The sequence below is a fragment of the Lactobacillus sp. ESL0230 genome (assembly GCF_003692805.1).
Taxonomy (GTDB): Bacteria; Bacillota; Bacilli; order Lactobacillales; family Lactobacillaceae; genus Lactobacillus; species Lactobacillus bombicola.
Window position 1 is genome coordinate 359,227 of sequence record NZ_REHI01000006.1, and the last position, 11,787, is coordinate 371,013.

13 protein-coding genes are annotated in these 11,787 nt (G+C 34.1%); 10 read left to right on the top strand and 3 right to left on the bottom strand.

All coding sequences use genetic code 11. From position 1 onward, the window contains the following. Positions 1–10: 10 nt before the first annotated feature. On the bottom strand, positions 11–232 hold the full coding sequence (locus tag F5ESL0230_RS03475; RefSeq protein ID WP_122021601.1) for a DNA-dependent RNA polymerase subunit epsilon: 222 nt from the start codon (positions 230–232) through the stop codon (positions 11–13). Positions 233–428: 196 nt separating this feature from the next. Next, a complete protein-coding gene (gene def, locus F5ESL0230_RS03480; protein ID WP_122021602.1) occupies positions 429–983 on the bottom strand; it encodes a peptide deformylase in 555 nt (184 codons plus the stop codon). Positions 984–1,240: 257 nt separating this feature from the next. Between def and typA the strand changes: the two genes are divergently transcribed. From typA to holA, 9 genes are all read left to right on the top strand, one after another. Continuing rightward, complete coding sequence (gene typA / locus F5ESL0230_RS03485) at positions 1,241–3,082, top strand: translational GTPase TypA (protein WP_090091814.1); 1,842 nt, start codon at positions 1,241–1,243, stop codon at positions 3,080–3,082. 88 nt (positions 3,083–3,170) lie between these two features. Further along, positions 3,171–4,349 carry an FtsW/RodA/SpoVE family cell cycle protein gene (locus F5ESL0230_RS03490; protein WP_122021603.1) on the top strand — a complete coding sequence of 393 codons (1,179 nt, stop codon included), beginning with the start codon at positions 3,171–3,173 and terminating at the stop codon, positions 4,347–4,349. After that, positions 4,346–4,678: a YlbG family protein gene (locus F5ESL0230_RS03495; protein ID WP_118896430.1), complete on the top strand. Its 333-nt coding sequence runs from the start codon at positions 4,346–4,348 to the stop codon at positions 4,676–4,678. Before F5ESL0230_RS03490 ends, F5ESL0230_RS03495 begins: the two co-directional genes overlap by 4 nt. Before the next feature lie 2 nt (positions 4,679–4,680). After that, positions 4,681–5,232: a 16S rRNA (guanine(966)-N(2))-methyltransferase RsmD gene (rsmD, locus tag F5ESL0230_RS03500; RefSeq protein WP_122021604.1), complete on the top strand. Its 552-nt coding sequence runs from the start codon at positions 4,681–4,683 to the stop codon at positions 5,230–5,232. Beyond that, a complete protein-coding gene (gene coaD, locus F5ESL0230_RS03505) occupies positions 5,232–5,726 on the top strand; it encodes a pantetheine-phosphate adenylyltransferase (protein WP_122021605.1) in 495 nt (164 codons plus the stop codon). The genes rsmD and coaD overlap by 1 nt, the downstream gene beginning before the upstream one ends. Then, the gene (locus tag F5ESL0230_RS03510; protein WP_122021606.1) at positions 5,719–6,768 is read left to right on the top strand and encodes a SepM family pheromone-processing serine protease; all 1,050 of its coding nucleotides are present in this window, start codon (positions 5,719–5,721) and stop codon (positions 6,766–6,768) included. Before coaD ends, F5ESL0230_RS03510 begins: the two co-directional genes overlap by 8 nt. Positions 6,769–6,829: 61 nt before the next feature. Next, the gene (locus tag F5ESL0230_RS03515; protein ID WP_122021607.1) at positions 6,830–7,540 is read left to right on the top strand and encodes a helix-hairpin-helix domain-containing protein; all 711 of its coding nucleotides are present in this window, start codon (positions 6,830–6,832) and stop codon (positions 7,538–7,540) included. Continuing rightward, the gene (locus tag F5ESL0230_RS03520) at positions 7,509–9,788 is read left to right on the top strand and encodes a DNA internalization-related competence protein ComEC/Rec2 (RefSeq protein ID WP_122021608.1); all 2,280 of its coding nucleotides are present in this window, start codon (positions 7,509–7,511) and stop codon (positions 9,786–9,788) included. Before F5ESL0230_RS03515 ends, F5ESL0230_RS03520 begins: the two co-directional genes overlap by 32 nt. A gap of 160 nt (positions 9,789–9,948) precedes the next feature. After that, entirely contained in the window at positions 9,949–10,935 is a 987-nt protein-coding gene (gene holA / locus F5ESL0230_RS03525) for a DNA polymerase III subunit delta (protein WP_122021609.1), read from the top strand. 47 nt (positions 10,936–10,982) lie between these two features. On the opposite strand, the gene rpsT is transcribed toward holA, so the two are convergent. After that, positions 10,983–11,234 carry a 30S ribosomal protein S20 gene (gene rpsT / locus F5ESL0230_RS03530; RefSeq protein ID WP_090091831.1) on the bottom strand — a complete coding sequence of 84 codons (252 nt, stop codon included), beginning with the start codon at positions 11,232–11,234 and terminating at the stop codon, positions 10,983–10,985. 198 nt (positions 11,235–11,432) lie between these two features. Here rpsT and rpsO point away from each other — a divergent pair, with 198 nt between their 5' ends. Then, positions 11,433–11,702 (top strand): 30S ribosomal protein S15, encoded by a 270-nt coding sequence (gene rpsO / locus F5ESL0230_RS03535; protein WP_090091833.1) that lies wholly within the window; start codon positions 11,433–11,435, stop codon positions 11,700–11,702. The last annotated feature ends 85 nt before the right edge of the window (positions 11,703–11,787 follow it).

An 11,787-nucleotide genomic window follows, 5' to 3' on the forward strand; every position in this document is an offset into this window, starting at 1 on the left:
AAATTACTTCTTACTTTCTTTCAAAAGATGTTAATTTAAAATCAGCGTGTTCTTTTTCGTATTGCAGTGAATTGCCGGCTAATTCTTGGATGAGTTCGATATTATAGGGGGTATTGTCTTCAACCATTGTTCTAGCCGTAACCATATTTTCTGCCTCTAAATAAAGAGTTTGGGTTGTTTCACGTCGAGGATTGACAACCTTGTCTTTTTGATACAAAACTTTGTAGATCATATTTGTATTCTCCTTAATATTTTTTAAAAAACGTTCTTAATGTAGATACTCAAGGTATCTAACAGCTAGTAAGATTCTACCATAATTGTTATTTCAAGTATAGAAACAAGTTATCAGGATTAATTAAAAAAGCCGCCTGATACAAGTATAAAACTTAGAGTCTGTGAGGCTAAGATCTTAGTATTGGCGGCTTTAATTAGTAAACAATGACAGTATCGTCAGCTAGTTTAAATGGGTCTTGTTTATTAATTCGATCATAAAATAAATGTCCGCGTAAATGTTCAATTTCATGAGAAGCAACAATTGCAGGGTAATCTTTTAAATTAATTATTTTTTCAGTTCCATCAACTGTGTAATATTTTATTTTTAGTTTGTCAGGACGAGGCACATAGCCATCAATTACTTTGTCAACGCTTAAGCAGCCTTCCCCTTCACTTAAACAAGCCTGTTGAACAGATTCAGATAAAATTTCCGGATTAACAAATGTGTCTTTAAAAACTATTTCGCCCTCATTATTGGGTACAAGTAAAGCGGCCATTTGCACACTTTCTCCTACTTGTGGTGCAGCTAAACCAACACCAGCACGTAATTGGTGTTTTTGAGCAATTTTGGGATCTTGAGAATTAATTAAATATTCCATCATTCTGTCGGCTAATTTTTTATAGTGGTCACTTAAAGGGAAGGATAAAGGTTCAGCTACTTTCCGCAACACTGGATTGCCATCACGGGTTATGTCTTTCATTAAAATCAATTACATTCACTCTTTCACAAAAATTTATATATCTATATTTTTAACATAGGTTAGGCTAATTTGTCCTGTTTTTATTCTATACTAAAATTTTGATTTGAAAAAGAGGGATAAACGTTGACCGTTGTTATAGTTAGGTGTTAAAATCAATGAGCGTAAATATACAGATATGAAACACTTCGATTAGCATGTTTTTGACGTGCCGCCGAAACTGTGACCACGTCACAGTTTTTTTATTGAGGAGTGGAGGAGGAATACTTTTGTCAGAAAAAAGAAGAAACGATATTAGAAATATAGCCATTATAGCTCACGTTGACCATGGTAAAACCACTTTAGTTAATCAATTGTTGAAGCAATCTGATACTCTGTCTGAACACATGACTATAGAAGACCGAGCAATGGATTCAAATGATATTGAACGTGAGCGTGGTATTACTATTTTATCTAAGAATACTGCGGTAAAATTTGGTGACACTACCATTAATATTTTGGATACACCAGGACATGCTGATTTTGGTGGTGAAGTTGAGCGAATTATGCATATGGTTGATGGTGCCTTACTTTTAGTTGATGCATATGAAGGTACAATGCCGCAAACTCGTTTCGTTCTGAAGAAGGCACTGGAAGCTGGTGTTAAACCTGTTGTCGTTATCAATAAAATTGATCGTCCAGGAGCTCGTCCGAAAGAGGTATTAGATGAAGTACTTGAATTATTTATCGAACTCGGTGCTAACGATGAGCAATTAGACTTTCCAGTTGTTTATGCCTCAGCTTTAAATGGTACTTCTTCTTATGATGAAGATCTTTCAACCCAAAAAGAAACGATGGATCCAATTTTTGAAACTATCATTAAGACAATCCCAGCTCCTATTGATAATGTTGATGAGCCATTACAATTCCAGATTACAATGCTTGATTGGGATGATTATGTAGGCCGTATTGGTGTAGGTCGTATCTACCGCGGTCAAGTTAAAGTAGGCGATAATATCACAGTTATGAAGCGCGATGGTTCAAGTCAGAATTTCCGTGTTACTAAATTATTCGGTTTCTTTGGGCTTAAGCGTAATGAAATAACTGAAGCCAAAGCTGGTGACATTATTGCGATTAGTGGTATTAATGATATTTTTGTTGGAGAAACAATTGCTTCAGCTGAAGAACCTGAAGCATTGCCATTTCTTAAAATTGATCCACCAACCTTACAAATGGATTTTGTTGCTAGTGATTCACCTTTTGCTGGACGTGAAGGTGATAAAGTTACCCCAAAGAAATTAGAAGATCGACTAATTAAACAGACTCGGACTGATGTTTCATTGAAAGTTGAGCCCACAGATCAAATTAATGCCTGGACAGTTTCTGGACGTGGGGAATTACACCTTTCCATTTTAGTTGAAGAGCTACGTCGTGAAGGCTTCGAATTACAATTATCCCGGCCAAAGGTTATTTACCGTGAAATTGATGGTACGATGTGTGAGCCATTTGAAGCAGTTCAAGTTGATACTCCTGATGAATATGTTGGTTCGGTAATCGATTCTCTTTCCCAAAGAAAAGGTGAAATGAAGAATATGGCTTCAACCGGCAATAACCAAACTCGTTTAGATTTCTTGGTTCCATCGCGCGGATTAATCGGCTATAACAACGAATTCATGTCGCAAACAGGTGGTTATGGCATTATGAACCACAGTTTTGATTCATATAAGCCTGTGGTAAAGAATTGGGAACCTGGACGTAAAAACGGCGCTTTAGTTTCAATCAGTCAAGGTAAGTCAACTACATATTCTTTACAAACCGTTGAACAACGTGGTGAGTTATTTATTGGTGCGGGTGTTGAAGTCTATGAAGGAATGATTGTTGGTCAGTCTTCACGTGATCGCGACATTGCAGTTAACGTTATTAAGGGTAAGAATTTAACTAACACGCGGGCAGCTGGTAAGGACCATGCGGCTGCAATTAGAACACCGAAGAATATGACTTTAGAAGAAGCAATTGAATTTTTAAATGATGATGAATATTGTGAAGTAACTCCAGAATCTATTCGTCTTCGTAAAAAGATTTTAAATACTTCTGAACGACAAAAGGCTGATAAAAAGCGTAATCGTAATTAAGTAACAATATTAAAGGCACTCACTAATGAAGTGGTGTCTTTTTTGTTTTATAATTACAGAGACAACTTACTTAATAGGAGGTCTACTTGTGCGCCAAAAATTACATCATCTTGATTTTTCGATTTTGGTACCATATTTATTGCTAGTTATTTTTGGGATAATTATGGTATATTCTGCTAGTTCAAACATTATGTTAGTGAATGGTTTTAAGCCAAGTTTTTATGGTATACGGCAAGCTTGGTATGCCATAATTGCTATTTTTGTTTTTGCTAGCTTAAGTTTCTTTTTAAAATTGGAAATTTTCAAAGAGCGCAAATTTGTTATTTGCTTTTTAGAAATCAGCTTGATTTTATTACTATATTTAATTGCTTTAAAGATTATTAAAGGTTCTGACGCTGCCGTTAATGGGGCAGTTGGCTGGATTGATCTAAAAGTAATCAAAATACAGCCACTAGAAATTGCAAAACTAGCCTTGGTCATTTATTTGGCTTATTTTTTAGATCGACACGATGGCAGTTTTAGTAAGGGTAATATTGTTGAAAACTTATATCGACCTGCAATTTTAGCCGCATTTATGATGTTTTTAGTAGTTATTGAACCGGATTTAGGCGGTACGGCAATTTTAGCAATGATAGTCATTGTTATGTTCTCTTTATCAGGAATTCCGGTTAAAAATGCGTTGATTTTTTTATTTAGTATTGCTGCAACTGTTACTTTACTAGTTTTTTTAATTATTCATTGGAATCCTAAATTCTTACAAGATAATTATCAATATCAACGACTAATGTCTTTTATGCATCCATTTGAACTTGAGCAAAAGGGTGGCGCTCAATTGGTTAATTCCTATTATGCTATTCACAATGGTGGCTTGTTTGGTGTTGGTCTAGGTAATAGTATGCAAAAAAGAGGCTATTTACCGGAACCGTATACTGACTTTATTTTATCTATCGTAGCTGAAGAACTAGGTGTTATTGGTGCTTTGGTGGTATTAGGCATATTATTTTATTTAATGTGGCGGATTATGGAAGTTGGAATAAAGGCTAAGTCACAATTTAATGCGCTAGTGTGTTTTGGAATTACTACAATTATATTTACTGAAACATTATTTAATGTTGGCGCAGTTATTGGACTATTACCGATTACAGGAGTTACATTGCCATTTATTTCATATGGGGGGTCGTCCTTAATTGTTTTGTCTACGGCAATAGGACTTGCTCTTAATATAGCTGCTAACGAAAAGATAAGAAGGGAAATAGATAATAGATGAGTGTTAATCAAGACCTGGCTAATACCCAGTTAACTTCGAGACAAGGACTAATTGTTTATCTTAATTCCATAAGTAATCAATATAAGTTACGTCGTTTCGGTGATATTGTTTATTCTTCGAATAAATTGCGCTATTGTATTCTATATGTCAATCAAAATGATGTGGAAAAGATAATTACAATATTAGAGGCTCAGGATTTTGTCAATTGTATTGAAAAAACTATGGCAGATAATATTAATCTAGACAGTAAGCATATTGAACAACAAATAAGTGAAATGGCTAAGACTGCTGGAGAAGAATTAGAAAAAAATAAAGATATGGAAAATTAGCGATGAGAATTATTTCTGGTAAATTTGCAAAACGAAATTTATTTACTTTGAAGAGTCAAAAAACTAGGCCTACAAGTGATAAAGTCAAAGAATCGTTATTTAACAGTTTAGGCCAATTTTTTGCTGGTGGGCAAGTATTGGATTTATATGGCGGTAGCGGCGCATTAGCAATAGAAGCAGTCTCACGTGGCTATAGTCACGCAGCAATTGTCGATATTAACTATCAAGCAGTCGCGATAATTCGGAAAAATGTCGCCTTGACTGGTGAGGAAAACCGATTTGATGTGTATAAAATGTCAAGTAATTTAGCACTTAAGCAATTTTCTATTAAGGGACAAAAATTTGATTTGGTCTTCTTGGATCCCCCCTATGCTAAGCAGCAAATCAGTGCTGATATGCAAAAAATGGTTAGATTAGATTTGCTAGCTGAACAAGCGGTTGTTGTAGCAGAAACAGATGAAGGAAGTAATTTAGGTGAAGTTAGTGGCTTTAGTTTGGAAAAACAACATCACCTAGGACGAACGATAGTTAGCTTTTATCGAAAGGAAAAATAATGACTAAAGCACTCTTTCCTGGCAGTTTTGATCCAGTTACTAACGGACACGTTGGAATAATTAAGCAGGCAGCTAAGTTATTCGATCAAGTAGATGTATTAATAATGACTAATACTGCTAAACATTATCTTTTTTCACCTGATGAACGAGTAAATCTGGTTGAAGATGCAATAAGTAATTTATCCAACGTTCAAGTTATCAAAAGACCTGACCAACTAACAGTCAATGTTGCACGTCAATTAGATGCGACGGTAATTGTTCGCGGGGTACGAAACACAGAGGATTTCTTATATGAACAGCAAATTGCAGCCATGAATAAAGTGTTGGCACCAGAAATTGAGACAATTTTATTATTTACTCAACCTCAAGAAAGTTTTATTGCTTCAAGTATCGTTAAGGAAGTTGCGCGGTTTGAGGGAGAAGTTGAATCATTTTTACCAGCAACTGCTGCTCGGGAATTGAAGAAAAAAATGAGGTCAACTAATAATGAGTAATACGAAGCAACAAAATAAAAAAGGTAAGCAATCTACAATTAAATGGCTATTTTCAATTCTAGCAATATTGGCAATAATTATTGGCTTAAGTTGGCCAACCAATTATTATATTGAAATGCCTGGTGAGGCTGTGGCCACTAATCACTTTATTAAAAGCCAAAAAAAAGTACCCCAAAATTTTTATCTAGTTACGGTTAGTGAAACTAGTCAACCGGCATCAGTTTTTGAATATCTGCTAAGTTACACCCAAAAATTTGCTACTAGAGTACCCAAAGATGAGCTATTAGGCAATGCTACAAATAGTCAATATCAAGAATTACAAAAATGGTATATGCAAACTAGTCAGCAGAATGCCATTTATTATGCCGCTAAAAGAGCTAAGTTAAGGCCAAAGTTAAATTATGAAGGCGTCTATGTGATGCAAGTGCAAAAGAATTCTAGCTTTAAAAATAAACTTAAAGTTGGCGATACAGTCCTGGGCGCTGATCAGCATAATTTTCACTCAACTGCAGAAATGATGTCATACTTTCAAAAGAAAAAGATTGGTACAAAAGTTAAAATTAAAGTTTTACGAAACCAAAAGTACTATACTTTTTCTGGGAAAATTGTTAAAGTTGCCGGCACTGGCAAGGCCGGAATTGGCATTCAGTTAGTTGAACACATTAAAGTAACTACCAAGCCTAAACTTAAAATTGATGCTGGTGAAATTGGCGGACCATCAGCGGGCTTAATGTTTACGTTAACAAGTTATGAAATTTTTACTCAAGGTAAATTAGCTAAGGGACATAAGATAGCGGGTACTGGTACAGTTGCACCTGATGGTAAAGTTGGTGTCATTGGTGGAGTAGACAAAAAAGTTGTGGCTGCTGATAAAGCTGGAGCGGAAGTGTTTTTTGCCCCAACGGATACTTCGGTCGTTAAACAATCTGAAAGTAATTATGTAGTTGCTAAAAAAACTGCCCAAAAAATTGGGACTAAAATGAAAATAGTTCCAGTGCACACAGTCGATGATGCAATAAACTATTTGACAAATAATTATTAAAAAAAGCTCAGAAAAAATTCTGAGCTTTTTTTTCGTATATAACTTTAAGGAGGAAAGAGGAATGAATTGGGAAAAGATCAGGGATTGGCTCATTGAGCATAAGCAATACGTCATTATAGGGGTAATTTTTATTTTTATTGTATTTTGGAATAAATATGAAAATCGTGCACCAACCGTTGATGACCAGTTGGGTATTAAACAAACACATGTTCAAAAGAGTGCTTCAAATAAGCAAAAACAGCAGAAGAATGAAGTTGATAAGCCGCAATTTGTAGCAAGAAACAGTGATATAACTTGCGATATTTCAGGTGCTATTAAGCACCAAGGAGTCTATACTTTAAAAAATGGTGCAAGGTTACAGGAACTAATAACGGCAGCAGGTGGAATTGTAAGCAATGCCCAGCTAAAGAATGTAAATCGAGCATTAATTTTAAAAGATCAAGACAAGATTCACATTCCATATAAAGGTGAGAAAATCAAAATAAGTGAAATAATTATTTCTGCAAATTCAAGTCAAGGTGAAGCAGCAAGTACCTCTGCGACCGCAGTAGCAGCTACTAATTCTAATCAATCGGCTACGGGGAAAGTAAATATCAATACTGCAAACGAACAGGATTTACAAAAGCTAACTGGAATTGGTGAAAAAAAGGCAGCGCAAATAATTGCTTATCGTCAAAAAAATGGTCTTTTTAAAAGAATTGAAGATTTAAAGCAAGTTTCAGGTATTGGAGATAAAACTTTTGCAGCACTTAAAAATCAACTGGAAATTTAGGCAGCAGTTACAGCCAGGATTTTTTTTACTTACTGCGCTCTTATTTATTGACTTGAGTTTTTTAATATATCAGTGTTTCAAAATAGAACAAACAATTGTTTGTAGTTTATTCGGATTATATTTTATTTATTTATTATTAAAAAAATATTCAGCTTTAAAAAATGTATTAGCATTATTTTTGATTTTAGCAGCTGTAAGTGTAACTTTAAACAGGCACCATCCAACTTTTTCCCTTACTAGTAGTTCTTCAATTGAACTTTATCCTGATCAAGTAAACTTAAAGGATAATTGGCTTACTGGGGTAGGTAAGGTAAAAGGGACCCCAGTTTTAGTAACAGCAACTATTACGGATATGCAAAAAAAGCAACTGGAGCGTGGCTATCAAGTAGTTTTAACTAAGCTTAATGGGGAAGTTAAAAAAATTGATCAAGCAACTAATTATGGTCAATTCGATTTACGTAAATATTACTTAGGAAAAAATATAACGCAGCAGATTAATTTAAAGAGTTGTCATATTAAAACTCGAGTAGCTGGAATGATAAATTATTTACATTATTTACGCTTTTGTTTACAGTCTTATTTTAAAAAAATGCCACAATTACTATGCTTTTTTAGTAGTGAGTTGATATTAGGGGAAAATCCTAGTCAAGCTAATCAGCCGATTCTAGATAATTATCGCGATCTTGGCGTTATTCATATCTTGAGTATTTCAGGGTTACATGTAGGCATATATACTATACTTATTAGCACTATCTGCTGCTATTTTAAATTAACAGAATTTGAAACTTTTGCTTGCTGTGTGCCACTTTTATTAGGAGGAATTTTTTTTAGTAATTACCAAGCAGGCTTTATTCGGGCCAGCTTATCTTATTTTTTAAGCCAGATGTTCAAATTTCATCGCTTTCCAATTACTAAATTAGACTTACTAGGGCTGACATGCTTAGTCCATTTATTAATTGATCCACGTTTAATGATGCAAGCTGGGGCTCTTTTAAGTTATGTACTTAGTTTGGGCTTGGCTATTACAGATAAGCTACCTAATTTTAAACAGTCATTATTATTAAATATCTTTTTAGCCCCTTTGCTATTACTCTTCTTTTTCCAGTTAAATCTATTAACTGTAATTTTCAATTTGTTGATTGTGCCTTATTTTAACTACATTATACTGCCACTTACTTTTATAAATTTACTAACTTTTAGCCTTGTACCTAGCATGAGTACGGTTTTTGAAAAAATTTTAATGCTGGGAGAGCAACAAATCGGTAGCCTATCGGCTTCTAAAATTGGCCTATTAACTTTTGGTAAAATCAATTGGTGGCAATGCCTACTGCTAATTAGCTTAACAATAATTTTACTGTCTGATCAGAATGAGCCATATTTTAATCGGTTGCAACGAAAGTGGCTCTTTCAAAGTATAGGGTGGCTATACCTGATTTTGTTTTTAATAATTCATTTTCCGTTAACTGGTCAAGTAACTTTTATTGATGTTGGGCAAGGAGATAGCATTTTAATTACAACGCCTTTTCCTAGGAGAGCTTATCTGATAGATACTGGTGGTAAGCTTAATTTTAGTAAGCAAAAAGTGCAACCACAAATCAATAAAATTACGCTTCCCTTTTTAAAAGCTCAGGGAATTAGCAAACTTAATGGCATTTTTGTAACGCATAAGGATACTGACCATATTGGAGATTTAGGACCACTTATGAGTCAAATTCCAGTCGAAAGATTATATTTTGCACAAGGGTTGATGGCTAATCCTTCTTTTAAAAAGCGTATAGAAAAGCGCATAAAATTGAATCAGTTAGTGCAATTATTAGCGGGACAAGAAATTAAGGAACCACAAATTAAATTTAATATCGTTTATCCCTTTAAACCGGGACAAGGCGAAAATAAAGATTGCTTATCAATTTTTTTCAAAGTTGCAAATAAAAGCTGGTTATTTACCGGCGATTTAGACCAAGAAGGTGAACAAAAGTTGATGGCTAAATATAATTTACAGGCTAATTATTTCAAATTAGGTCATCATGGTAGTAAAACCTCGTCTAATCCTGATTTTTTACATAAATTAGCGCCAGAAATTGTCTTTATTTCAGCTGGTCGCAATAATCGCTTTGGACATCCTCATGTAGAAACTATTGCTACACTTAAAAAATTAGGCATTCCCTGGGTTTCAACACAGGATTGCGGTATGATTTCTTGGACATATGGTAAGTTTACTAAACCTAAATTTAATCGTTTTCTAAAGTAAAAATAAGTTAGCAATATTGCCGTTTTATTAACTTGGCTAAATTCTGATTTTGAATATATACTTTATTTCATCATAAATTAGGCGTGGGTTTCAACAGTAGACTATGATATGATTAATTAGATTTATACCAAATTTTAGGTTTTGATAATGGTGAGTAGCGATGACTTTACTTTCTTTATTTAAAAATTCAAGTAAGAATAATCCGCAAACGCTGATTACGGGAAATGATGCCTTTTTAAATGATTATTTGGCTGCCTCATTTACACATGAAGAAGCTTTTTCTGGCTTTGACTATCTAACTATTGATTGTGAAAATGATGGGCTAGATTTGTTGATAGCTGATTTAACTGAATCAAGTCTATTTAGTCAGAAAAAGGTAATTTTGGTGAAAAATCCATTTTTTTTAAAGGCTAAGGTTCCACAAAAATTAAAAAAGCAAACGGACCAACTACAAAAAATTTTTACTAATATTGAGCAGCTAGATGATATTGTTGTGCTAGTTGCTTCGTATGACAAACTTGATCGACGCAAAAAGTTAACGAAAACTGTCTTAAATAAGTTTAATGTTGTTGATACCACAGTAAAAAGTTACGAAGTTGGGAAAATAATTCAGGCAATTATGAATACCCAGGGTTATGAAATTTCAAGATCAGCATTACAATTGTTACTTGAACGAAGTGATCAAGTTTTAGATACTGCACTAAGTAATTTTAATAAGTTAAAGCTAGTTGCAGATAATGGCAAAATTACATCTGAATTAGTTGAAAAAAATATTGACCTTTCTTTGGCACAAAATATTTTTGCAATTTTGGAAGCTGCACTAAAACATGATTATCAAGAAGCAATTGATCGATTAGAAAATCAGTTGCGTGAAGGAACTAATCCCATCCAACTACTTGCTGTTTTTGAAAATCAGTTAGAATTAATTTTGGTAGTCAAAATTTTACAGCAGCGAAGCAGAACGGAAATGGAAATTGCTAAAACACTAGGGGTACATCCCTATCGGGTAAAGGTGGCCCTTAGCAATAAATTTGCAGTTACTCAGATAGAAAAGTTGCTTGAGCAGGCGATTGAGCTAGATTTCAATTATAAAAATGGTCAATATCGGGAAAGTGTTTTTTTGAAATTATTTATTTTAAGCATATAAAAAGCAAGAATGAACTCATTCTTGCTTTTTAATTTAGTTATACAAGTTTATTTGGCTAACTTAGCTAAGCGGCTCTTGTCACGACTAGCCTTGTTCTTATGAATAAGACCCTTTGAAGCAGCCTTATCTAATGCACGGGCAGCAGCAACATGTAATTCGGAGGCGTTTTCAGCACCAGCAGCTTGAGCAACCTTGAACTTCTTAACAGCAGTTCTTAATTGATTCAATTGAGCGGCATTGCGCTTTCTAGTAGCGTCTTGAGTTTTAACACGTTTAATAGCTGACTTGATTTGTGGCATAAAATTCACCTCCAATAATCGTAAATTCACTTAGTAAATTATACTGAAGAATAATTGCAGATGCAAGCTAATTTATACTTGCTTTTTAAAAAAATAATCTGTATTATACTATTGTTGTGAACCGTTAACGCTGTTTGCACGCTCACACCTGACGGTTAACGTTGTTAACGGCAATTATTTAATGAAAGGTGAAATATTATGGCAATTTCAAAAGCAGAAAAAGATGAAATTATTAAAAAGTTTGCGACTCATGAAGGTGATACTGGATCAACAGAAGTTCAAGTTGCAATATTAACAACAGATATTAACAATTTAACTGAACATATGCGTAATCATTCGCATGACCACCACTCATATGTTGGTTTATTGAAAAAGATCGGTCATCGCCGTAACTTGCTTCGTTATTTGCAAGATAATGATATTAATCGCTACCGTGAATTGATTAAGAAGCTTGGTTTACGTCGTTAATTTAATAAAATAAAAAGTCAGTTCGAACTAGGAACTGACTTTTTATTTTTCTCATCATTAATTTTTATGCTAGAATGAAAAAAGA

Excerpts from the sequence above, each read along its gene's own strand:
- F5ESL0230_RS03475 (WP_122021601.1), bottom strand. The coding sequence starts at position 232 with ATGATCTACAAAGTTTTGTATCAAAAAGACAAGGTTGTCAATCCTCGA.
- F5ESL0230_RS03495 (WP_118896430.1), top strand. The coding sequence starts at position 4,346 with ATGAGTGTTAATCAAGACCTGGCTAATACCCAGTTAACTTCGAGACAA.
- rsmD (WP_122021604.1), top strand. The coding sequence starts at position 4,681 with ATGAGAATTATTTCTGGTAAATTTGCAAAACGAAATTTATTTACTTTG.
- coaD (WP_122021605.1), top strand. The coding sequence starts at position 5,232 with ATGACTAAAGCACTCTTTCCTGGCAGTTTTGATCCAGTTACTAACGGA.
- F5ESL0230_RS03510 (WP_122021606.1), top strand. The coding sequence starts at position 5,719 with ATGAGTAATACGAAGCAACAAAATAAAAAAGGTAAGCAATCTACAATT.
- F5ESL0230_RS03515 (WP_122021607.1), top strand. The coding sequence starts at position 6,830 with ATGAATTGGGAAAAGATCAGGGATTGGCTCATTGAGCATAAGCAATAC.
- holA (WP_122021609.1), top strand. The coding sequence starts at position 9,949 with ATGACTTTACTTTCTTTATTTAAAAATTCAAGTAAGAATAATCCGCAA.
- rpsT (WP_090091831.1), bottom strand. The coding sequence starts at position 11,234 with ATGCCACAAATCAAGTCAGCTATTAAACGTGTTAAAACTCAAGACGCT.
- rpsO (WP_090091833.1), top strand. The coding sequence starts at position 11,433 with ATGGCAATTTCAAAAGCAGAAAAAGATGAAATTATTAAAAAGTTTGCG.